Here is a 21704-nt window from a genome sequence, read left to right as displayed (position 1 = left end):
ACCGAGTCGACGACGGCCCGCACACCCGCGTCGCCCATCGACGCGACCACGTGCCAGTCCGGCGCCTCTGTCATCGCGGCCACCCCGAGCAACTGCCCGCGCAGGTGGTCGTGCCGGCCGGAGACGATGGTGAGCAGGGCGGTGGTCACGGGTGCTCCTCGGCGGCGGCATCGAGGAAGGCGGCGGCGCGCCGCGCGCCGTCGCCGGGTGCCCAGCGGTGCCACGGTCCGGCGCCGGCCGCCCGCGCCCGTTCGAGCAGCGCCGGCCAGTCGGCCGCCGCGGGCCAGCGGTCCAGGGCCACCAGGCCCTCGGCCCGCAGCAGCTCGGCGCGGCGCTGCTGCTCGCGGAAGGGCCGGTCCTGCGCGACGACGACGGCGGGCCGGCGTGCGGCCGCCACCTCGGCGACGGCGTTGTGGCCCCCGTGGACCACGACCACCTCGGCCCGCTGCAGCGACGTCCACACGTCCTCGTCCCCGGCGGCGTCCTCGGCGGAACCGGGCACGCGGTACTCCCAGGTCCATTCCGGCGTGGCCGCCCGCGCGGCGCGGAAGTCGGCGTCGGTGACGTCGCGGCCACCGCTGCCGAACAGCACCAGCACGCTGCCCGGGCGGGGCGTGCCGGTGGCCTCCCGGCCGTCGAAGCGGGAGAACGCGCCGACGTGCACCACCGGCGTGCCGCCCGGGTCCGGGGAGCCGGTGCCGGCGGGGGCCGGCCACGGGGCGACCAGCGCCCGGGCGAGGTCGCGGCCGAGCCGGTGCGGGGGGTCGGTCCGGTCGCCGAGCATGGCGAAGACGACGACCGGGACGCCGCACAGCCGGGCCAGCGCCGTCACCTCGACCGAGACGTCGGTGACGAACAGGCGGGGCCGGGCCCGGGCGATCCAGGCCGCGACGGCCGCGGTGCGGTCCTGCAGCCCGCGGTGGTGCAGCGGCACCCAGTGCAGCGCGCCGCCGGCGGTCGCCGAGGCCCGGTCGACGGGGTCGTCGTCGTCCCGGGGGAGCGAGATCCACTCGCCGTCGAAGCCGGCCGGCGCCGGCCCGGAGCCGAAGGCGGTCACCGGGGTGCGCAGGTGCCGGGTGACCGCGGCCAGCCGCTGCCGGTGACCGGCGCCGTGGTGGTGGACGTACCAGCCGATCACGGGGCGACCCCTGCGCCGCCGGCGAGCACGCGCCCGTACAGGTCGCGGTGCGCGGTGGCGACGTCGAACCGCTGGGCCACGCGCCCGGCCCGCGTCGCGGCGGTGCCCGCCGGCGGTGCCATCGCCCGGGTCAGGGCCTGCGCCAGGGCGGCGGGGTCGTGCAGGTCGGTCTCGACGAAGGGCTGCTGCTGGTGCAGGAACCCGACCCGCCCCGCCACGACGGGCACGCCCAGGTCGTGGCAGAGCTCCAGCCAGCCCGAGTGCGTGCCGTGGCCGTAGCCCAGCACCGAGACGTCCAGCCCCCGGAGGTACGCGATGAGCCCGGCGTCGTCGAAGCGGTCGTGCGCGCGCAGGTCGACGGTGCCCGCGGCGGCCGCGGCGCGCAGCTCCCGCACGAGCTCGCCGTCGTACCGCGGGAACGCGCGGTCCAGCGCCTCGGTGTGCACGTCGACGCGCAGCACCGCCCGCGGCAGGCGGCCGACCGCCTCGACGAGCGCGCGGAGCACCGGCCGCGCCACGAGGTTGGCGCGCAGGCTCTTGAGGTGCAGGCCGACGACCGGGGTCGCGCGCGCCGGGCGGGGCGCGCCGATCTCCTCCAGCGGCGCGACGTGCGGGTGGGGGACCACCTCGGCCGGCCGGCCCCAGCGCCGCTGCACCTCGGCGGCCGCGCCGGGGGTGAGCGTGACGACCGCGTCCGCGGCCGGGACGAGCACGTCGAGCAGCCGCGCGTACCCGTACTGCTCGCGAAAGTGCGGGTTCTCCAGGTCGTGGACGGTGAGCACCAGCCGCCGGCCGGCGCTCCGCACGGCGGCGACGAGCGCGCGCAGCTGGTCCGGGGTGCGGCCCTCGAAGCCGAAGTGCACGTGCAGGACGTCGAAGTCCCCGGCGGAGGCGGCGATCCAGCCGGCGTCGAGGGCCGGCGAGGGGTGCCCGCCGTCCGCGGGCCGGACGAGCTCGACGCCCGGGACGCGGTCGTCGAGCAGGTGGTCGACGTAGCCGTGGTCGGCCGGCACCGGCAGGACGCGCACCGGGGCGATCACGGCCTGGAGTATGCCGGACCCGCCGGCGCGACCCCGGCCGGTAACGTTGACACCGCCAAATTACCGCCCTACGGTCCCCGCATGGCCCGCTCGCTGCTCGCCCCACCGCTGCGCTCGACCGTCGATCCGGGGAGCGAGAGCTTCCAGCGCAACCGCGCGGACGCCCTCGAGCAGCTGGCCGTGCTGGACGAGCTGCTCGACCAGGCGGCCGCGGGCGGCGGGGAGAAGGCGACCGCGCGGTTGCGCTCGCGGGGCAAGCTGCCGATCCGCGAGCGCATCGCGCTCGCCCTGGACCCGGACAGCCCCTTCCTCGAGATCAGCCCCCTGGCCGCGTACGGCTCGGACTACACCGCCGGCGGCGGGATGGTCGTGGGCATCGGCGTCATCGCCGGCGTCGAGTGCGTGGTCATGGGCAACGACCCGACCGTCCTCGGCGGCGCGCTCACCCCGTACGCGCTGAAGAAGTGGGCCCGTGCGCTGGAGATCGCCCGCGAGAACCGGATGCCCTACGTCAGCTTCGTGGAGTCCGCCGGCGCGGACCTGCGGCCCGGCGGGGGAGGGGGCGGCCGGTCGGCGCAGACGTCGCACTTCGCCGAGAGCGGGCGGCAGTTCTACGAGATGACCGAGCTGTCCAAGCTGGGCATCCCCTCGGTCTGCGTCGTCTTCGGGTCCTCCACCGCCGGCGGCGCCTACCAGCCCGGCCTGTCGGACTACGTCGTCGTCATCGACCAGCAGTCCAAGGTGTTCCTGGCCGGCCCGCCGCTGGTGAAGATGGCCACCGGCGAGGAGAGCGACGACGAGACCCTCGGCGGCGCCCGGCTGCACGCCGACGTCTCCGGCCTGGGCGACTACTTCGCCGAGGACGAGGTGGACGCCATCCGGATGTGCCGCGAGGCGGTGTCGCACCTCAACTGGCGCAAGGCCGGCCCCGGGCCCTCGCTCACCGCCGACGAGCCGGTGCACGACCCCGAGGAGCTGCTCGGGCTGGTCAGCCGCGACCTCCGCCAGCCGGTCGACGTCCGCGACGTCATCGCCCGCGTCGCCGACGGGTCGCGGTTCGAGGAGTTCAAGCCGCGGTGGGGGCCGACCCTCGTCTGCGGGTGGGCCTCGATCCACGGCTACCCGGTCGGGATCCTCGGCAACAACGGCGTGCTGCACCCGGACTCCGCGCAGAAGGCGGCGCACTTCATCCAGCTGTGCAACCGGATCGACGTCCCGCTGGTCTTCCTGCAGAACATCACCGGCTACATGGTCGGCCGGGACTTCGAGGCGGCCGGGATCGTCAAGAAGGGCAGCCAGATGCTCAACGCGGTCACCAACTCCACGGTGCCGCACCTGACGGTGATCATCGGCTCCTCCTACGGCGCCGGCACCTACGGCATGTCCGGCCGGGCCTTCGGCAACCGGTTCACCTTCCTCTGGCCGACGGCGAAGATCGCGGTGATGGGCCCCAAGCAGATCGCCGGGGTCATGTCGCAGGTCCGCCGCGGCCAGGCGGCACGTGCGGGCATCCCTTTCGACGAGGACGAGGACGCGAAGATCGTGGCGATGGTCGAGGCCGGCCAGGAGGAGGGGTCACTGGCCCTGCGTGCCACCGGGGCGGTGAGCGACGACGGCATCATCGACCCGCGCGACACCCGCACGGTCCTGGGCATGTGCCTGTCGTTCGTGGCCAACGGCCCGGTCGAGGGCGCCGAGCAGTTCGGGGTGTTCCGGCTGTGACCGCGATCCCCGGGGGCACGACCTTCGACACCGTGCTCGTCGCCAACCGCGGCGAGATCGCCCGGCGGGTGTTCCGCACCGCCCGCGCCATGGGGTACCGCTGCGTCGCGGTCTACGTGGACGCCGACGCCGGCGCCCCGTACGTGGCCGACGCCGACGAGGCGGTCCGCCTGGACACCGGCTACCTGGACGGCGCGGCCGTGATCGCCGCGGCCCGGGCCACCGGCGCGCAGGCGATCCACCCCGGCTACGGCTTCCTCTCCGAGAACGCCGGCTTCGCCGCCGACGTCCTCGCCGCCGGCCTGGTGTGGATCGGCCCCACGCCCGAGGTCATCGCCGCCATGGGCGACAAGCTCGCCGCCAAGAAGGCCGCCGTCGCCGCCGGCGTCCCGACCCTGCCGTCCTCCGACGACCCGGGCGACCGTGACGCCGTCGGCTACCCGCTGCTGGTCAAGGCCGCGGCCGGCGGCGGCGGCAAGGGCATGCGGGTCGTGGAGTCCGCCGCCGACCTGGCCGAGGCGGTGGCCGGCGCGCAGCGCGAGGCGCTGTCCGGCTTCGGCGACGACCGGGTGTTCCTCGAGCGCTACGTGCGCCGGGCGCGGCACGTGGAGATCCAGGTCCTCGGCGACGCGCACGGCAACCTGCTGCACCTGGGTGAGCGCGAGTGCTCCATCCAGCGGCGGCACCAGAAGGTCGTCGAGGAGTCGCCCTCGCCGGTGGTCGACGACGCCCTGCGGACGGCGATGGGGGAGGCGGCGCTGGCCCTGGCCGGGGCGCTGGGCTACCGCTCGGCCGGCACGGTCGAGTTCCTCGTCGACGACGACACCCGCGAGTTCTTCTTCCTCGAGGTCAACACCCGCCTGCAGGTCGAGCACCCGGTCACCGAGGAGGTGACCGGCATCGACCTGGTCCGGGAGCAGCTGCGCGTCGCCGCCGGCGAGCGCCTGGACCTGACCCAGGACGACGTGGCCTTCGCGGGGCACGCGATCGAGGTGCGGCTCTACGCCGAGGACCCCGCCGCGGGCTTCCTGCCCGCCACCGGGACCGTCACCGCGTTCGCGCCGGCCCCCGAGCCCGCGGTGCGCTGGGACTCCGGGGTGGAGGCGCGCTCGGTCGTCGGCGTCAGCTTCGACCCGATGCTGGCCAAGGTGGTCGCGCACGCGCCCACCCGCCGCGAGGCCGCCGGCCGGCTGGCGCTGGCGCTGACCCGCCTGCACCTGGGCGGGCTCACCACCAACCGCGACTTCCTCGTCGCCGTCCTCCGCTCGCCGGCGTTCCTGGCCGGCGACACGACGACCGACTTCATCGAGCGGCACGCACCCGCGGCGCGGCTCGAGCTCGACGACGCCGACCTGCAGCGGGTCGCCACCGCCGCGGCGCTGTGGCTGCAGGGCCGCAACCGCGCGGAGGCCGAGGTGCTCCGCGGGGTGCCCACCGGCTGGCGCAACGCCCGGCTGCCCGACACCTCGGTGCGCCTGCGGCACCGGGACGACGAGGTCGAGGTGCGGTACCGCGCCCGGCGCGACGGCAGCTTCGCCGTCGGGGACCTCGGCACCGCGCGGGTGCACGCCTGGGCGCCGGACGGCGTCGACGTCGAGATCGCCGGCCGGCGGGCGCGGTACGCCGTCACCGCCGACGGCGACCGGCTGCTCGTGCAGGCGCCCTCGGGCACCGTCGAGCTGGCCGTGGTGCCGCGCTTCGTGCCCCCGGGCGCCGGCGCGGTCGAGGGCGGGTTCGTCGCCCCGATGCCCGGCGTCGTCCTCGACGTCCGCTGCGCCGTCGGCGACCGCGTGCGCGCCGGGCAGACGCTGGTGCTGCTGGAGGCGATGAAGATGGAGCACCACGTGAAGGCCCCGTTCGACGGGCTGGTCACCGAGGTGCGGGCCGCCGTCGGCCAGCAGGTCGAGAACGGCGCCGTCCTGCTCGTGGTCGAGCCGGAGGCCACCGATGGCTGAGCCGCTGCGCATCGCGAACTGCTCGGGCTTCTACGGCGACCGGCTCTCCGCCGCCCGGGAGATGGTCGAGGGCGGGCCGATCGACGTCCTGACCGGTGACTGGCTGGCCGAGCTGACCATGCTGATCCTGGCCCGCAGCCGGGCAGCGCGCCCCGGTGGTGGCTACGCCCGCACGTTCGTGACCCAGATGGAGCAGGTCATGGGCACCTGCCTGGACCGCGGCACCAAGGTCGTCGCCAACGCCGGCGGCCTGGACCCGGCCGGCTGCGCGGAGGCCGTCGCGGAGGTCGCCGCCAAGCTGGGCCTGTCGCCGCGGATCGCCTACGTCACCGGCGACGACCTGCTGCCCCGGCTGGGCGAGCTGGTCGCCGCCGGGGTCGACCTCGCGCACCTGGACACCGGCGAGCCGCTGGGCGACCCGTGCCGGTTCATCAGCGCCAACGCCTACCTCGGCTGCTGGGGGATCGTGGACGCGCTGGACGCCGGCGCGGACATCGTCATCACCGGCCGCACCACCGACGCCGCGATCGTCTGCGGCCCGGCCGCCTGGCACCACCGCTGGGCGCGCGACGACTGGGACGCCCTCGCCGGCGCCGTCGTCGCCGGGCACGTCATCGAGTGTGGCACCCAGGCCACCGGCGGCAACTACTCCTTCTTCACCGAGGTGCCGGGCATGGCCCGCACCGGCTTCCCGTGGGCCGAGATCGCCGCCGACGGCAGCAGCGTCATCGGCAAGCACGACGGCACCGGTGGCCAGGTGTCCACCGGCACGGTGACCTCCCAGCTGCTCTACGAGATCGGCGGCCCGGCCTACCTCGGCCCCGACGTCACCGCGCGCTTCGACACCGTGGCCCTCGAGCAGGTCGCCCCCGACCGGGTGCGGATCAGCGGCGCCCGCGGCGAGCGGCCGCCGGCCACGCTCAAGGTCGCCATGAACTCCCTCGGCGGGTTCCGCACCGACCTCGGCATCGCGCTGGTCGGTCTCGACATCGAGGCCAAGGCGGCGCTGGTCGAGGAGGCGTTCTGGGCCGCCTGCCCCTACGGCCCCGAGGACTTCGCCGACGTGACGACGACGGTCGTGCGCACCGACAAGGCCGACCCGGCCACCAACGAGGAGGCCGTCGCCGTGTGGCGGCTGACCCTCAAGGACCCCGACGAGCGCAAGCTCGGCCGGTCGGTCGGCGCGGCGATGACCGAGCTGGCGCTGGCGACGATCCCCGGCTTCTTCGGCGTCGGAGGCGGCGGGCGGGACGCCCGGCCCTACGGCGTCTACCGGCCCGCGGTGGTGCCGGCCGAGCTGGTGCCGCAGCAGGTGACCGTCCTGGGCGGGGCGACGACGACCGTGCCCTCGACCGCCCCGCCGACGCCCGCCGTCCCGGTCGAGCCGCTGCCCGGGCCGGCGGCCGCCGTCCCCACCGGGCCGACGACGCGGGTGCCGCTGGGCCGGCTGCTCGGCGCGCGCTCGGGGGACAAGGGCGGCAACGCCAACCTCGGCGTCTTCGCCCGCAGCGACCAGGCCTGGGCGTGGCTCGACGCCTTCCTGACCACCGAGCGGCTCGCGGAGCTGCTGCCCGAGACCGCGCCGCTGCGGGTCGACCGGCACCGGCTGCCGGCGCTGCGCTCGCTCAACTTCGTCGTGCACGGGCTGCTCGACGAGGGCGTCGCCGCCTCGACCCGGCAGGACGGCCAGGCCAAGAGCCTGGGGGAGTGGCTGCGCGCCCGGCACGCCGACGTGCCGGTCGCGCTGCTCGACGGGACGGCGGCGTGAGCCCGCTGGCCGCGCTCGAGCGCCCCCGCCCGTTCCTGGACCGGGAGCGCCGGACGCAGCTCACCCAGCGGCAGCGCGAGGTGCTCGAGCTGCTCGACCCGATGTTCCGGGACGGCTTCGCCGACCTCACGATGGCCGAGATCGCCGCCCGCGCCGGCTGCTCGCTGCGCACCCTCTACGCGCTGGCGCCCAGCCGGGACGAGCTCGTGCTCATGGTCGTCGACCGGCAGCTGTGGCGGATCGGTGGCGACGCGCAGCGGATCATCGCCGAGGACATGCCGCCGCTGGACGCGATCCGGGCCTACCTGCGCGCGGCGCACGTCGCCGTCGGCCGCGCCACCGACGCCTGGTCGCGCGACCTCAGCACCGTCCCGGCGGTCAAGGCGCTGGTCGACAGCCACAACCAGTACCTCGTCGACGTCACCCGCGTGCTGCTGGACACCGCGGTCGCCCGCGGCGACGTCGCCGACGTCGACACCGCGGCGATCGCCCGCGTGCTGGCCGGCCTCGGGCGCAGCTTCGCCGCCCCCGAGGTGGCCCGCACGCTGCGCAGCTCGCCGCCGCAGGCCGCGGACGAAGCGGTCGACATCATCCTGAGAGGACTCGCACGATGACCGACGTCGACGCCGTCGCCGCCGACCTGGCCGCCGAGCACGCGTCCCTCGACGCCGTCCTCGACGGGCTGACCGACCAGCAGTGGGCCACCCCCACGCCGAGCCCCGGCTGGACCGTGGCCGACCAGGTCGGCCACCTCACCTACTTCGACGGCGCCGCCGTGCTCGCGCTCACCGACGAGGCCGCGTTCACCGCCTCGATCGGGCCCCTGCTCGAGGACATGGACGGCGTCACGCTGCACCGCCACCTCGCGCCCGCCGCGCTGCTCGCCGCCTGGCGGGCGAACCGGGCCCGGCTGCTCGACGTCGTCGGGCAGGTCGACCCGGCGGGCCGGGCGCCCTGGTACGGGCCGTCGATGAGCGTCCGCTCGTTCCTCACCGCCCGGCTCATGGAGACCTGGGCGCACGGCCACGACGTCGCCGACGCCGTCGGGGCGACCCGCGAGCCGACCGACCGGCTCCGGCACATCTGCCAGATCGGCTTCATCACGCGGACGTGGACCTACGCCAACCGGCGCGAGGAGCAGCCCGCCGGCGAGGTCCGGCTCGAGCTCACCGCACCCTCGGGCGAGGTCTGGCGCTGGGGCCCGGACGACGCCGCGGAGTCCGTCCGCGGGCCGGCGCTGGACTTCTGCCTCGTCGTCACCCAGCGGCGGCACGTCGACGACACCGCGCTGGAGACCGACGGCGCGGCCGCCCGCGACTGGATGGAGAAGGCGCAGGCCTTCGCCGGCGGCGCCACCGACGGCCCGCCGCCCGGCGGCCGTCCCTGACTTCCGCGACCCACCCCTCGCCCCACCCCTGAGAGAGGCTCCTCCCGTGCGCACAGCCGCCACCGACCTCGTCGGCATCGACGTCCCGATCTTCGCCTTCAGCCACTGCCGCGACGTCGTCGCCGCCGTCACCAACGCCGGAGGGCTCGGCGTCCTCGGCGCCGTGGCGCACACCCCGGAGCAGCTCGACATCGACCTCGCCTGGATCGAGGAGGAGGTCAAGGGCAAGCCCTACGGCGTCGACCTGCTCGTGCCCGAGAAGTTCGCCGGCTCCGAGGCCGGCGGGCTGGACCGCTCGGCGCTGGACCAGCTGCTGCCCGCCGGGCACCGGCAGTGGCTCGACGGGCTGCTCGACCGCTACGGCATCCCGCCGCTGCCCGCCGACGCCCCCAGCGGCGGCCGCAGCTCCGGCGTCGGCGGCATGCGCGTGGACCCCAAGAGCATGGCGCCGCTGCTCGACGTCCTCTTCGCGCACAAGACCAAGCTGGTCGCCTCCGCGCTCGGCCCGCCGCCGCCGCACTTCATCGAGCGCGCGCACGGCGCCGGCATCCCGGTCGCCGCCCTGGCCGGCTCGGTGCACCACGCGATCAAGCACAAGGACGCAGGCGCCGACCTGATCGTCGCCCAGGGCACCGAGGCCGGCGGGCACACCGGGCAGATCGCCACGATGGTGCTGGTGCCCGAGGTCGTCGACGCCGTCGGCCCGCTGCCCGTCCTCGCCGCCGGTGGGATCGGCCGCGGCCGGCAGCTGGCCGCCGGGGTGGCGCTGGGCGCCGACGGCGTCTGGTGCGGCTCGGTGTGGCTGACCACCGAGGAGGCCGAGACCAACCCCGCGGTCAAGGAGAAGTTCCTGCGCGCCGGGCTCGACGACACGGTCCGGTCGCGGTCGATGACCGGCAAGCCGGCACGGATGCTGCGCAGCCCGTGGACCGAGGAGTGGGAGTCCGGCGAGGGCCCGGGCACGCTGCCCATGCCGCTGCAGCCGATGCTCGTCGGCGAGGCGCAGGCGCGGATCAACCGCGTCGCGGGCACGCCCGGCACCCCGGCCAACGACCTGGCGACCTACTTCGTCGGGCAGATCGTGGGCAGCGCCGCGATGAGCTCGGTCCGGCCTGCCCGCCGGGTCGTGCTCGAGATGGTCGAGGAGTTCGTCGAGGCGATCGAGCGGCTGAACCGCTTCGTCGAGAGCTGACCCACCCACCCCGGTTCGGCTCGCCCGGTGTACGACCGTTATCCCCAACACCGGACCGAGTACCGGTCCGCGCAAGGACCGGCGGTCGAGGGGAGGGGTTCCGGCCCCTGCGGCCGGTCAGGCGGCGGTGAGGCGCCGGCACTCCGGGCAGGGGGACGACGAGCCCAGCCCGCGCGGGCCGTTCCACCTGCCCTGCACGACGTCGACCGACGCGCCGCAGATCGCGGCCCAGGGCGCGGGCAGGTCCGTGGTCTCCGCGAGGACGGCGTGCGCCAGCCCGGTGCTCTGGTTCCGGCCGGCGGCGTGGTCGGTGCTCATGCGCCCAGCATGCGCGGCGGGGTTCCCGGCACGCCGTCCGGGCTCGGGGCGCACACTGCGGAGGTGGACGCGCGCACGGTGCCCTGACCGTCGCCGCGTCCCTTGATCCCGTCCGCCGGTCGGGGCAGGCTGTGATCCAGACCACAGCCCACCGCCCGGAGGCCACCGTGGAAGCGCACGTCGGGGACCGCATCGTCGTCCACTCGACCCACCAGGGAGAACCCGACCGCACCGGCGAGGTCGTCGGGTGCGCCGAGCCGGGCGGCGGGCCGCCGTACCGGGTCCGCTGGGCGCCGGACGGTCACGAGGGCGTCTTCTACCCGGCCGGCACGGCGACCGTGCTGCGCGCCGACCCGGCGCAGAGCTGAGCCCGGCAGATGGCGAAGGAGACCGCAGCGGCACCCGCGCCACGGGCGGCCGAGCTGGTGCGCAACGTCGCCCTGGTCGGCCACACGGGCGCGGGCAAGACCACCCTGGCCGAGGCGCTGCTCGTCGCGACCGGCGCGCTGCCCCGCGCCGGCCGGGTCGAGGACGGCACCACCTGCCTGGACACCGAGGAGGTCGAGATCCGGCAGCGGCGGTCGGTCTCGCTCGGCGTCGCGACCGTCGAGCACGCCGGCCACCGCATCACCCTGCTCGACACCCCCGGGGCGCCGGACTTCGTGGGCGAGCTGCGCGCCGGGCTCCGGGCCGCCGACGCCGCGCTCTTCGTCGTCTCCGCGGTCAACGGGGTGGACGCGACCACGGCGGCCCTCTGGGAGGAGTGCGCCGCGGTCGGGATGCCGCGCGCGGTCGTGCTCACCCAGATCGACCGCCCGCAGGCCGACGTCGACGACGCCATCCGGATGTGCCAGGTGCTGCTCGGGGAGGGCGTCTTCCCCGTGCACCTGGTCGAGCGCGGCCCGGACAGCGCGGTGCGCGGCCTGGTCTCGCTGCTGGACCCCCAGGCCTCGGCCGGCCGGGCGGCGGAGGGCGAGGCCGACCGGCTCCGGTCGGAGCTGATCGAGGGGATCATCGGCGAGAGCGAGGACGAGGCGCTCATGGAGCGCTACCTCGCCGGGGACCAGCTGGTGCAGGACGACCTGATCGCCGACCTGGAGACCGCCGTCGCCCGGGCGCACTTCCACCCGGTGCTCTGCGCCGCGCCGCCCTCGGGCATCGGCGTCGACGCCCTGCTCGAGCTGCTCGTCGCCGGCTTCCCCGGCCCCGCCGAGCACGGCTGCCTACCGGTCACCCGCCCGGACGGCTCGTCCGCGCCGGCGCTGACCTGCGACCCCGACGGCCCGCTGGTCGCCGAGGTGGTGAAGACGACGACGGACCCCTACGTCGGCCGGGTCTCGCTGGTGCGCGTCTTCTCCGGCACCCTCCGCCCGGACGTCGCCGTCCACGTGTCCGGCCACGGCATGGCCGACCGCGGGCACCCCGACCACGACGTGGACGAGCGGATCGGCGCGCTCAGCTCGCCCCTGGGCGCGCTGCTCCGGCCGGTGGCCGCCTGCCCGGCGGGGGACATCTGCGCCATCGCCCGGCTCAGCAGCGCCGAGACCGGCGACACGCTGTCCTCCCCGGAGGACCCGCGGCTCGTGCCGCCCTGGGCGCTGCCCACGCCGCAGCAGCCGGTCGCGCTCGAGGCCGCGTCCCGGTCCGACGAGGACCGGCTGGCCACGGCGCTGACCCGGCTCGTCGCCGAGGACCCGACGGTCCGGCTGGAGCGGCGCCCCGAGACCGGGCAGCTGCTGCTGTGGTGCGTGGGAGAGGCGCACGCCGAGGTGCTGCTGGAGCGGCTGCGCACCCGGCACGGCGTCTCGGTCGCCACCGTCCCGGTGCGGGTGCCGCTGGTGGAGACGCTGGCCGGCCCCGGCCGGGTGACGGCGCGGCACGTCAAGCAGTCCGGCGGGCACGGCCAGTACGCGGTGGTCGTCGTCGAGGGGGAGCCGGGGCCGCCGGGCAGCGGCATCGTGTTCGAGCAGCGGATCGTCGGCGGCACGGTGCCCAGCCAGTTCCACGGCAGCGTGGAGAAGGGCATCCGGGCGCAGGCCGAGCGCGGGCTGGGCGGCGACCGCGCCGTCGTCGACGTGCACGTCACGCTGGTCGACGGCAAGGCGCACTCGGTGGACTCCTCGGACGCGGCCTTCCAGTCCGCCGGCGCCCTGGCCCTGCGCGAGCTGGCCGCCGCAGCCGGCACCCGCGTGCTCGAGCCGTGGTGCGAGGTCGCTGTCCGGGTGCCGGCGGAGTACGTGGGCGCGGTCATGAGCGACCTGTCCTCACGCCGGGCGCGGGTCACCGGCAGCGACACCGACCCCGGGTCCGACCGGGCGACCGTGCGTGCCGAGGTGCCCGAGGTCGAGCTGCTCGGCTACCCGGGCGCGCTGCGGTCGATCAGCCACGGCACCGGCTCCTTCGACCGGCGTCCGCTGGGCCACGAGCCGGCGCCGGCCTCGCTCTCGGTGCCCGTCTGAGGGCCCCGCCGGGGAGCCGCGAACCGGGGACCCGCCGTCGGTCGGCGCGTGGGGAGGACGTCGGAGGCGTCCACTAGCCTCTGCGCAGGGTGCACAGCGGGCTGGAGGGATCGTGACGTCGTCGAACGGGCCGTCGGCCGAGACGACGGCGGCGCACGGTGCCGGCTTCGTGGGCCGGGACGAGCTGCCCGACCGCATCTGGACGCTGCCCAACGCGCTGTCGGTGCTGCGGCTGCTCGGGGTGCCGCTGTTCCTGTGGCTGCTGCTCGGGCCCGAGGCCGACGGCTGGGCCGTCATCGTGCTCATGGTCTCGGGCATCACCGACTGGGCCGACGGCAAGCTCGCGCGCTGGCTGGACCAGAGCAGCAAGCTCGGCGCGCTGCTGGACCCGGCGGCCGACCGGCTCTACATCGTCTGCACGCTCGTGGCGCTCGCGCTGCGCGACGTCGTCCCGGTCTGGGTGGTGGCGCTGCTGCTGGGCCGCGAGCTGGTCCTCGGCGTTGATGCTGCTGGTGCTGCGGCGGTACGGCTACCCGCCGCTGCAGGTGCACTACCTGGGCAAGGCGGCGACCTTCCTGCTGCTCTACGCCTTCCCCGTCCTGCTGCTGGCCGACGGCGAGGGGTGGCTGGCCACGCTGGCCGAGCCGTTCGCGTGGGCGCTCACCATCTGGGGGACGGCGCTCTACCTGCTGGCCGGCGTGCTGTACGTCGCCCAGGTCGTCGGGATCGTGCGGGCCGAGCGGTCCGCCCCCGCGGCCGGCGCGGTGCCGTGACCGCAGCTCCCCCCGGCGGGGGTCCGCGGTCGCTGGGTGCCTCCCTGCTCGACGACGTCCTCGCCGAGACGCTCGACCCCGCCTACGCGCAGGCCGCCGAGGCGCGGGCGGCGCGCGCGGCCGGGGCCCCGGCGGGCGACGGGGAGGCGGCTCCCCGCCGCTGGCGCGGCCGGACGCTGGTGGCCCTCACGATGGTCGTGGCCGGGGTGCTCGCCGCGGTGACCTACGCCCAGGCTGCGGAGCGGCTCCAGGGCCGGCAGGAGATCCGCGCCGCGCTGGTCGAGGACATCCGGACCGAGTCCGACGCCAGCGACGCGCTGGCCGCCGAGCTCGAGGAGCTGCGGGCCGAGGTCGGCCGCGCGCGCGACGAGCTGCTGGCCTCCTCCAGCACCGGTCAGCGGGCGCTCGACGAGCTCCGCCGGGCCGAGGTCGGCGCGGCCGCCGTGCCGGTGCGCGGGCCCGGGCTGCTGGTCACCCTCGCCAACGCCGGTTCCGGAGCCGACGACGACCCGGTCGGCGGCGGCGCGGAGGCCGACGTCCGCGGCCGGGTGCGCGACGGCGACCTCCAGCAGGTCGTCAACGCGCTGTGGGCGGCCGGCGCCGAGGCGATCAGCATCAACGGCCAGCGGCTGGGCCCCACCAGCGCCATCCGGTTCGCCGGGGAGGCCGTGCTCGTCGACTTCCGGCCGGTGACCAACCCCTACGAGGTGCGCGCGATCGGCGACCCCGACACGCTGTCCAGCGGCTTCCTCGCCAGCCCCGAGGTGGGCGCGCTCGCGCTCATCGAGGAGTCCTTCGGGCTGCGCTTCGACTTCGCGCGCAAGGACGACCTGAGCCTGCCCGCCGCCGGCACGCCCGAGCTGCGCGCCGCCCGGCCCGTGACCGGCGACCGCACCGCACCGTCGACCGCCCCGTCGACCACCCCGCCGACCGCCCCGCCGACCGCCCCGCCGACTGACCCCGCGACCGGAGACTGACCCCGTGATCCCGATCCTCGGCCTCGTGGCCGGTGTCCTGCTCGGCCTGCTGCTCGACCCGACCGTGCCGCTGGGGCTGCAGCCCTACCTGCCGATCGCGGTCGTGGCGGCGCTGGACGCCGTGTTCGGTGGCCTCCGGGCCCGGCTCGACGGCATCTTCGACGCCAAGGTCTTCGTCATCTCGTTCGTGTCCAACGTGGTCGTCGCCGCGCTCATCGTCTTCCTCGGCGACCAGCTCGGCGTCGGCGCGCAGCTCTCCACCGCCGTCGTCGTCGTCCTCGGCATCCGCATCTTCGGCAACGCCGCGGCCATCCGGCGGCACGTCTTCCGGGCATGACCACCGACCCGGCGCCGGCCGACCCGGCACGCGAGGACCCGGCAACCGGGGACCCGGCACGCGAGGACCCGGCAACCAAGGACCCGGCAACCAAGGACCCGGCAACCGAGGACCCGGCAACCGAGGACCCGGCAACCGAGGACCCTGCGCCCGCGGGGGAGGGGACCCCACCCACCCGCCGCCGCGACCTGCCTGCCGCGCTGCTGATCGGCGTCCTCACACTGCTGCTCGGCTTCGCCTTCACCGTGCAGGTGCGCAACGCCGACGACGAGCAGGCGCTGGCCGGCGCGCGCGAGGAGGACCTCGTGCGCATCGTCGACGAGGTCAGCTCCCGAGGCGTCCGGCTGCGCGAGCAGATCGCCGACCAGCGCAGCGCGCTGCGCCAGCTGACCAGCTCCGACAGCGAGACCGCGTCGGCGCTGGAGGAGGCGGGCACCCGGGCGGCCGCGCTCGCGGTGCTCAACGGCACCGCCCCCGCCGAGGGCCCGGGCCTGCGCCTCACGCTGCGCGACCCCGACGACGTGCTGCGGGTGACCGACCTGATCGACGTGATCCAGGAGCTGCGCGGCGCGGGAGCGGAGACCATGCAGTTCGACGGCGTCCGCGTCGGGCTGACGACGGCGGTCACCGGTGCCCCGGGCGCCTTGCTGATCGACGGCCGCCCGGTCACCGCGCCCTACGAGGTGCTGGTGCTCGGGTCGCCGCAGGACCTGGAGACGGCCCTGAACATCCCCGGCGGCGTGGTGCAGAGCGTCGGCGGGCGCGGCGGCTCGGTGACCGTCGAGCAGGTGCCCGACCTGCTCGTGGACGCGTTGCGGCCGCTCCCGGAGGCTCAATACGCTGCGCCGGACGACGACTGACCACGGGCCCCGTGCCCACCGCTCCTCGCTCCGCCCGGGGCGGGCCCCTGCACACGACGTGCGACCACCCGACCATGGAGACTGCCCGCATGAGCACGCCTGATGACCGCCGCTACACCGACCAGCACGAGTGGGCGCTGGTGCAGGGCACCGACGGCACGTCGACCGTCGTCCGGGTCGGCATCACCGACCACGCCCAGGACGCCCTGGGGGACATCGTCTTCGTGCAGCTGCCCTCCGTGGGCGACGAGGTGACCCCGGGGACGCCGATCGGGGAGGTGGAGTCCACCAAGTCGGTGTCCGACGTCTACGCCCCCGTCGCCGGCGTCGTGGCCGCGGTGAACGAGGTCCTGACCGACACCCCGGAGACGGTCAACGCCGACCCGTACGGCGCCGGCTGGCTGGTCGAGATCAGCGTCCCCGGCGAGGGCGGCGACCCGATCGGCGCGCTGCTGGACGCCGACGCCTACCAGGCGCTCGTCGACGGGTCCTGACGGCCCCGCCTGACGCGCCGGGCCACGCCCGGATCACTATGATCGCGACGGGGACGCCAGTCCACCGGCGACCAGCCGCCGGCTCCCGCGCCCCACCTGCACGTCAGGTCGACCTCCGGGTCGACCGCTGGTTCCATGACCCCCCACCGGAGGAGACGCAACGTGCACTGCACTCGATGTGGACACGAGAACCCCGAGGGCAGTCGCTTCTGCGCCCAGTGCGGCTCGGCGCTCTCGCCGGAGCGCATCGGCGAGTCCACCAGCGTGATCCCCAAGGTGGGCGGCGAGGACTCCGCCGAGCAGCCCGAGACCGCGGAGTCGCCGGCCGACGCCCACGCCGGCGCCGTCGAGTCCCTGCCGGCCGGGTCGGCCCTGCTCGTCGTCAAGCGCGGCCCCAACGCGGGCAGCCGCTTCCTGCTCGACCAGGACGTCACCACCGCCGGTCGGCACCCCGACAGCGACATCTTCCTCGACGACGTCACCGTCAGCCGTCGCCACGTGGAGTTCCACCGCGAGGGCAGCGGCTACTCGGTGCACGACGTCGGCAGCCTCAACGGCACCTACGTCAACCGCGAGCCGGTCGACGTCGCCTCCCTGTCGGGGGGCGACGAGGTGCAGATCGGCAAGTTCCGCCTCGTCTACCTGACCGGTCCCCGGACCGGCGAGCCGGCCGCTCGCTAGTGGGGGGTCCGGCTCGCTCCTCGGGGGACGCCGGCGACCAGCACGCACCACGTCTGACCATCGGCGAGGTGCTCGCCGTGCTGCGCGACGACTTCCCCGACGTGACGATCAGCAAGATCCGGTACCTCGAGTCGGAGGACCTGGTCCACCCGCAGCGGACGCCCTCGGGGTACCGGAAGTTCTCCCGGGCCGACGTCAGCCGGCTGCGGTACGTGCTGACCGCGCAGCGGGACCACTACCTCCCGTTGCGGGTGATCAAGGACCACCTCGAGGCGCTGGACCGCGGCGAGCCGATCCCGGGCACCTCCGGGCCCGCGACCGTCCCGCCGCGGGCCCCCACCGGGGAGGACGGCGAGGCCGCCCCGCTCACCGCCGACCAGTTCGCGCGGGCCGCCGGGCTGGAGCCTGGGCAGCTGGCCGACTGCGTGCAGTTCGGGCTGCTGGCCACCGACGCCGACGGCCGGCACCCGGTGGCCGACCTGGCCATCGCCCGGGCGGCGGCGGGGCTGGCCCGGCACGGTATCGAGCCCCGGCACCTGCGGGTCTACCGCAGCGGCGTCGAGCGGGAGGCCGGCCTCGTCGAGCAGCTGGTCGCGCCGGTGCTGCGGGCCCGCTCCGAGGAGGCCCGGACCCGCGCCACCGAGAAGCTGCGCGACCTCGCGGGGCTCTCCGCGCAGCTGCACACCGCCCTGCTCGAAGCACGGCTGCGGGATCTCCTGCGGCCCTGAGTCGGGCGTACCGTAGGCCCGTCGCAGTCCCCGTCCGCCGTCGCCACCAGTCACCACACCGCCCGCACCCGGACGACGCCGTCGGTCCGGAACGCCGGGCACGCAGCCGAGGGAGCCGTACCGTGCAGGAGCTTCGAGTCGTGGGCGTCCGGGGTGGAGCTGCCCGGCAACCAGCCGATCCTGCTGCTCAAGGAGACGCAGGGGGAGCGGTACCTGCCGATCTGGATCGGCGCGGTCGAGGCCGCGGCCATCGCGTTCGAGCAGCAGGGCGTCCGCCCCGCCCGGCCGATGACCCACGACCTGCTGCGCGAGGTGATCACCGCCCTCGGCGCCGAGCTCGAGGCGGTCAACATCACCGAGATGCGCGACGGGATCTACATCGCCGAGCTGGTCCTCGGGGACGAGCGGGTGGTCAGCGCCCGCCCGTCGGACGCGGTGGCGCTCGCCGTCCGCACCGGGTCGCCGATCTACGGCTCGGACGACCTGCTCGACGAGGTGGGCATCGAGATCCCGGACGAGCAGGAGGACGAGGTGGAGAAGTTCCGCGAGTTCCTCGACCAGATCTCCCCGGAGGACTTCGGGGCCGGTTCGGGCTCCGGCGGCGCCTGACGGAGGCCAACCAGGGAGCATCGGCAGGCCCGCGCCGGAGTTGACCCGAAGTGGTGAGCGTGACGACACGCCGCCCTCGTCAGTTGACCGACCCCCTGGCCCGGCTTACGGTTCGGCGAACAACAACGGTGTGACACCTGGGATCTGTGGCGCGAGCCACGGCACGTCCGACCCCGGATGACCAGCCGTCGACCCGGCCCGCACCAGCGGACCGGGACAGAGGAGGACGCCGACGTGAGCGACCAGGACAAGGGCTCCCAGGGTCAGCTCTTCAGCGACGCCGCGGTCGGGGCCCCTGCGTACGACGAGGTGGACACCGACCTCGTGGGCTACCGCGGGCCCACCGCCTGCGCCGCCGCGGGCATCACCTACCGCCAGCTCGACTACTGGGCGCGCACCGGCCTCGTGGCCCCGTCGGTCCGCAGCGCCACCGGCTCCGGCACCCAGCGGCTGTACTCCTTCCGCGACATCCTCGTGCTCAAGGTCGTCAAGCGGCTGCTCGACACCGGCGTCTCCCTGCAGAACATCCGCAAGGCCGTCGACCACCTGCGCAACCGCGGCATCAAGGACCTCGCCAACATCACGCTGTTCTCCGACGGCGCCACCGTCTACGAGTGCACCTCCGCCGAAGAGGTCGTCGACCTGCTCGCCGGCGGCCAGGGCGTCTTCGGCATCGCCGTCTCCGGTGCCCTCCGGGAGCTGTCCGGCGAGCTCGCCGAGCTCCCCGCCGAACGGCTCGACGGCGCGCCCCTCGCCGCCGCCGACGACGAGCTCTCCATGCGCCGCCGCCGCCGCGCCATGTAGTTGGTTCTGTCGTGCCGAGTGGGCCCCGGAGGGGTCCGCGCAGGCGAGACGCAGCGGCTCCTCGGTGTCGGGTACGGCACGTGGTCGCGGGGTCGGCCGGAGGCCGACAGTGTTGTAGCGTTCTGCCAGTGGCCGACCGTGCTGACACCCCGCCGATGTCCGGATCGCTCCCGTCGCTGACGGCGCTGGACCCGGCGGGATCCTTCGCCGCCCGGCACATCGGGCCGCGGGGCGATGACACCGCCGAGATGCTGCGGGTCGTGGGGCACCCCACGCTCGAGTCGCTGGCCGACGCCTGCGTCCCCGAGGGCGTGCGCGACCGCTCGCCGCTGGCCCTGCCGCCGGCCGCCGACGAGGCCGCCGTCCTCGCCGAGCTGCGCGAGCGGGCCGCGGAGAACGACGTCCTGACCTCGATGATCGGGCTGGGCTACTACGGCACGGTCACGCCCTCGGTCATCCAGCGGACGGTCCTGGAGAACCCGGCCTGGTACACGGCGTACACGCCCTACCAGCCCGAGATCAGCCAGGGCCGGCTCGAGGCGCTGATCAACTTCCAGACGATGGTCGCCGACCTCACCGGCCTCGACGTCGCCGGCGCCTCGATGCTCGACGAGGCCACCGCCGCCGCCGAGGCGATGACGCTGGTCCGCCGGGCGGGCCGGGCGAAGCCGGACGCGGTCTTCGTCGTGGACGCCGACACGCTGCCGCAGACCCTCGCCGTCCTCGAGACCCGCGCCGAGCCGCTCGGCATCGCGCTGCACGTCGCCGACCTGTCGGAGGGCTGGCCGACCGACCTGCCCGAGGCCGGCGCGTTCGGCGTCCTGCTGTCCTACCCGGGCGCGAGCGGCGCGGTCCGCGACCACCGCGCCCTCGCCGCCGCCGCGCACGAGGCCGGCGCCTCGGTCGTCGTGGCCGCCGACCTGCTCGCCCTCACGCTGCTCGAGGCCCCGGGGGAGTGGGGCGCCGACGTCGCCTGCGGCACCACCCAGCGCTTCGGCGTCCCCATGGGCTACGGCGGCCCGCACGCCGGCTACCTGTCGGTCCGCGAGGGGCTGGCCCGCCAGCTGCCCGGCCGGCTGGTCGGCGTCTCGGTCGACGCCGACGGGGACGTCGCCTACCGGCTCGCGCTGCAGACCCGCGAGCAGCACATCCGCCGCGAGAAGGCGACCAGCAACATCTGCACCGCCCAGGTGCTGCTCGCCGTGATGGCCGGCGCCTACGCCGTCTACCACGGGCCCGAGGGCCTGGCCGCGATCGCGGCGCGCGTGCACCGCAGCGCCGTCGCCCTGGCCGGCGCGCTCCGGGCCGGCGGGGTGCTGCCGGTGCACGAGCACTTCTTCGACACCGTGACCGCCGCCGTCCCGGGCCGGGCCGCCGACGTCGTCGCGGCCGCCGCGCAGCGACGGATCAACCTGCGGCTGGTCGACGCCGACACGGTCGCCGTCGCCTGCGACGAGACGACGACGCCGGCCGTCCTGCGCGAGGTGGCCGCGTCCTTCGGCGTCGCCTTCGACGACGCGGCCCTCGACGAGGACGGCGCCGACGCGCTGCCCGGCGAGCTGCGCCGGCGCTCGGCCTACCTGACGCACCCGGTCTTCTCCGCGCACCGCTCGGAGACGTCGATGCTGCGCTACCTGCGCTCGCTGAGCGACAAGGACCTCGCGCTGGACCGCACGATGATCCCGCTGGGCTCGTGCACGATGAAGCTCAACGCGGCGACCGAGATGGCCGCCATCACCTGGCCGGAGTTCGCGGGGCTGCACCCCTTCGCGCCGGTCGAGCAGGCCCGCGGCTACACCCGGCTGATCGACGAGCTGTGCGGCTGGCTGGCCGAGGTGACCGGCTACGCCGCCGTGAGCGTGCAACCCAACGCCGGCTCGCAGGGCGAGTTCGCCGGCCTGCTGGCCATCCGCGGCTACCACCGCTCGCGCGGCGACGAGGGCCGCGACGTCTGCCTGATCCCGAGCTCCGCGCACGGCACGAACGCCGCGAGCGCGGTCATGGCCGGCATGCGGGTGGTCGTCGTCGCCTGCGACGAGGCGGGCAACGTCGACCTCGGCGACCTGCGCGCCAAGGTGGACCAGCACGCCGAGCGGCTGGCCGCGATCATGCTGACCTACCCCTCGACGCACGGCGTGTACGAGACCGAGGTGCGCGAGATCTGCGCCGCGGTGCACGACGCCGGCGGCCAGGTGTACGTCGACGGCGCGAACCTCAACGCGCTGGTCGGCCTGGCCCGGCCCCGGCCGGTTCGGCTCCGACGTCAGCCACCTCAACCTGCACAAGACCTTCTGCATCCCGCACGGCGGTGGTGGCCCCGGCGTCGGCCCGATCGGCGTCGCGGAGCACCTGGTGCCGTTCCTCCCGGGCCACCCGCTGGTCGACACCGGCACGAGCGGCCCGGCCGTCTCCGGCGCGCCCTACGGGTCGGCGGGCATCCTGCCGATCTCGTGGGCCTACGT

General features: G+C 75.5%; 19 protein-coding genes and 3 pseudogenes. 19 read left to right on the top strand and 3 right to left on the bottom strand.

Going from position 1 to position 21704, the window contains the following annotated elements; translation table 11 throughout:
• Positions 1 to 145: 145 nt before the first annotated feature.
• Both JKP76_RS15095 and JKP76_RS15090 read right to left on the bottom strand, forming a co-directional pair.
• Entirely contained in the window at positions 146 to 1138 is a 993-nt protein-coding gene (locus JKP76_RS15095; protein ID WP_200491749.1) for a glycosyltransferase, read from the bottom strand.
• Positions 1135 to 2178 (bottom strand): glycosyltransferase, encoded by a 1044-nt coding sequence (locus JKP76_RS15090; protein WP_200491748.1) that lies wholly within the window; start codon positions 2176 to 2178, stop codon positions 1135 to 1137. The genes JKP76_RS15095 and JKP76_RS15090 overlap by 4 nt, the downstream gene beginning before the upstream one ends.
• Before the next feature lie 81 nt (positions 2179 to 2259).
• Between JKP76_RS15090 and JKP76_RS15085 the strand changes: the two genes are divergently transcribed.
• From JKP76_RS15085 to JKP76_RS15060, 6 genes are read left to right on the top strand one after another with little or no spacing between them, the layout of a single operon-like run.
• Positions 2260 to 3900, top strand: a complete 1641-nt coding sequence (locus JKP76_RS15085) for an acyl-CoA carboxylase subunit beta (protein WP_200491747.1) — start codon at positions 2260 to 2262, stop codon at positions 3898 to 3900.
• The gene (locus JKP76_RS15080; RefSeq protein ID WP_309229695.1) at positions 3897 to 5855 is read left to right on the top strand and encodes a biotin carboxylase N-terminal domain-containing protein; all 1959 of its coding nucleotides are present in this window, start codon (positions 3897 to 3899) and stop codon (positions 5853 to 5855) included. The genes JKP76_RS15085 and JKP76_RS15080 overlap by 4 nt, the downstream gene beginning before the upstream one ends.
• Positions 5848 to 7623, top strand: coding sequence for an acyclic terpene utilization AtuA family protein (locus JKP76_RS15075; protein ID WP_200491746.1), 1776 nt, complete (start codon positions 5848 to 5850; stop codon positions 7621 to 7623). The genes JKP76_RS15080 and JKP76_RS15075 overlap by 8 nt, the downstream gene beginning before the upstream one ends.
• Positions 7620 to 8237, top strand: a complete 618-nt coding sequence (locus JKP76_RS15070; protein ID WP_200491745.1) for a TetR/AcrR family transcriptional regulator — start codon at positions 7620 to 7622, stop codon at positions 8235 to 8237. Before JKP76_RS15075 ends, JKP76_RS15070 begins: the two co-directional genes overlap by 4 nt.
• Complete coding sequence (locus tag JKP76_RS15065; RefSeq protein ID WP_200491744.1) at positions 8234 to 9010, top strand: TIGR03084 family metal-binding protein; 777 nt, start codon at positions 8234 to 8236, stop codon at positions 9008 to 9010. The genes JKP76_RS15070 and JKP76_RS15065 overlap by 4 nt, the downstream gene beginning before the upstream one ends.
• Positions 9011 to 9056: 46 nt before the next feature.
• Complete coding sequence (locus JKP76_RS15060; RefSeq protein ID WP_200491743.1) at positions 9057 to 10202, top strand: nitronate monooxygenase family protein; 1146 nt, start codon at positions 9057 to 9059, stop codon at positions 10200 to 10202.
• 117 nt (positions 10203 to 10319) lie between these two features.
• On the opposite strand, the gene JKP76_RS15055 is transcribed toward JKP76_RS15060, so the two are convergent.
• Positions 10320 to 10520 (bottom strand): hypothetical protein, encoded by a 201-nt coding sequence (locus tag JKP76_RS15055; RefSeq protein WP_200491742.1) that lies wholly within the window; start codon positions 10518 to 10520, stop codon positions 10320 to 10322.
• A gap of 167 nt (positions 10521 to 10687) precedes the next feature.
• On the opposite strand from JKP76_RS15055, the gene JKP76_RS15050 reads away from it, so the two are divergent.
• The 13 genes and pseudogenes from JKP76_RS15050 to gcvP all read left to right on the top strand — a co-directional run.
• Complete coding sequence (locus JKP76_RS15050) at positions 10688 to 10888, top strand: DUF1918 domain-containing protein (protein ID WP_200491741.1); 201 nt, start codon at positions 10688 to 10690, stop codon at positions 10886 to 10888.
• Positions 10889 to 10897: 9 nt separating this feature from the next.
• Positions 10898 to 12979, top strand: a complete 2082-nt coding sequence (locus JKP76_RS15045; protein WP_200491740.1) for an elongation factor G-like protein EF-G2 — start codon at positions 10898 to 10900, stop codon at positions 12977 to 12979.
• Between the two features lie 112 nt (positions 12980 to 13091).
• Positions 13092 to 13421: pseudogene (locus JKP76_RS23570) on the top strand (CDP-alcohol phosphatidyltransferase family protein); the annotation flags it as partial.
• A gap of 61 nt (positions 13422 to 13482) precedes the next feature.
• A complete protein-coding gene (locus tag JKP76_RS21300; RefSeq protein WP_242472382.1) occupies positions 13483 to 13752 on the top strand; it encodes a hypothetical protein in 270 nt (89 codons plus the stop codon).
• Entirely contained in the window at positions 13749 to 14729 is a 981-nt protein-coding gene (locus tag JKP76_RS15035) for a DUF881 domain-containing protein (RefSeq protein ID WP_200491739.1), read from the top strand. Before JKP76_RS21300 ends, JKP76_RS15035 begins: the two co-directional genes overlap by 4 nt.
• Positions 14730 to 14733: 4 nt before the next feature.
• Positions 14734 to 15066: a small basic family protein gene (locus tag JKP76_RS15030; RefSeq protein ID WP_200491738.1), complete on the top strand. Its 333-nt coding sequence runs from the start codon at positions 14734 to 14736 to the stop codon at positions 15064 to 15066.
• A complete protein-coding gene (locus JKP76_RS15025) occupies positions 15063 to 15926 on the top strand; it encodes a DUF881 domain-containing protein (protein WP_242471962.1) in 864 nt (287 codons plus the stop codon). Before JKP76_RS15030 ends, JKP76_RS15025 begins: the two co-directional genes overlap by 4 nt.
• A gap of 89 nt (positions 15927 to 16015) precedes the next feature.
• The gene (gcvH, locus tag JKP76_RS15020; protein WP_200491737.1) at positions 16016 to 16420 is read left to right on the top strand and encodes a glycine cleavage system protein GcvH; all 405 of its coding nucleotides are present in this window, start codon (positions 16016 to 16018) and stop codon (positions 16418 to 16420) included.
• A 162-nt stretch (positions 16421 to 16582) separates the two neighbouring features.
• Positions 16583 to 17101 carry an FHA domain-containing protein gene (locus JKP76_RS15015; protein ID WP_200491736.1) on the top strand — a complete coding sequence of 173 codons (519 nt, stop codon included), beginning with the start codon at positions 16583 to 16585 and terminating at the stop codon, positions 17099 to 17101.
• Between the two features lie 68 nt (positions 17102 to 17169).
• Positions 17170 to 17829, top strand: coding sequence for a MerR family transcriptional regulator (locus JKP76_RS15010; RefSeq protein ID WP_309229697.1), 660 nt, complete (start codon positions 17170 to 17172; stop codon positions 17827 to 17829).
• Positions 17830 to 17951: 122 nt separating this feature from the next.
• A pseudogene (locus JKP76_RS15005) lies at positions 17952 to 18438 on the top strand (bifunctional nuclease family protein).
• Positions 18439 to 18747: 309 nt separating this feature from the next.
• Positions 18748 to 19242: a MerR family transcriptional regulator gene (locus tag JKP76_RS15000; RefSeq protein ID WP_309233067.1), complete on the top strand. Its 495-nt coding sequence runs from the start codon at positions 18748 to 18750 to the stop codon at positions 19240 to 19242.
• A 155-nt stretch (positions 19243 to 19397) separates the two neighbouring features.
• Positions 19398 to 21428 (top strand): annotated as a pseudogene (gene gcvP / locus JKP76_RS14995) (aminomethyl-transferring glycine dehydrogenase); the annotation flags it as partial.
• Positions 21429 to 21704 lie beyond the last annotated feature (276 nt).

This window comes from Blastococcus sp. TML/C7B (genome assembly GCF_016612845.1).
GTDB lineage: Bacteria > Actinomycetota > Actinomycetes > Mycobacteriales > Geodermatophilaceae > Blastococcus.
This window is presented reverse-complemented; position numbering and strand designations above follow the sequence as displayed.

Bases quoted from the DNA above. Each gene is read 5' to 3' on its own strand.
- JKP76_RS15075 (WP_200491746.1), top strand. From the start codon at position 5,848: ATGGCTGAGCCGCTGCGCATCGCGAACTGCTCGGGCTTCTACGGCGAC.
- JKP76_RS15025 (WP_242471962.1), top strand. From the start codon at position 15,063: ATGACCACCGACCCGGCGCCGGCCGACCCGGCACGCGAGGACCCGGCA.
- gcvH (WP_200491737.1), top strand. From the start codon at position 16,016: ATGAGCACGCCTGATGACCGCCGCTACACCGACCAGCACGAGTGGGCG.
- JKP76_RS15045 (WP_200491740.1), top strand. From the start codon at position 10,898: ATGGCGAAGGAGACCGCAGCGGCACCCGCGCCACGGGCGGCCGAGCTG.
- JKP76_RS21300 (WP_242472382.1), top strand. From the start codon at position 13,483: ATGCTGCTGGTGCTGCGGCGGTACGGCTACCCGCCGCTGCAGGTGCAC.
- JKP76_RS15055 (WP_200491742.1), bottom strand. From the start codon at position 10,520: ATGAGCACCGACCACGCCGCCGGCCGGAACCAGAGCACCGGGCTGGCG.
- JKP76_RS15085 (WP_200491747.1), top strand. From the start codon at position 2,260: ATGGCCCGCTCGCTGCTCGCCCCACCGCTGCGCTCGACCGTCGATCCG.
- JKP76_RS15065 (WP_200491744.1), top strand. From the start codon at position 8,234: ATGACCGACGTCGACGCCGTCGCCGCCGACCTGGCCGCCGAGCACGCG.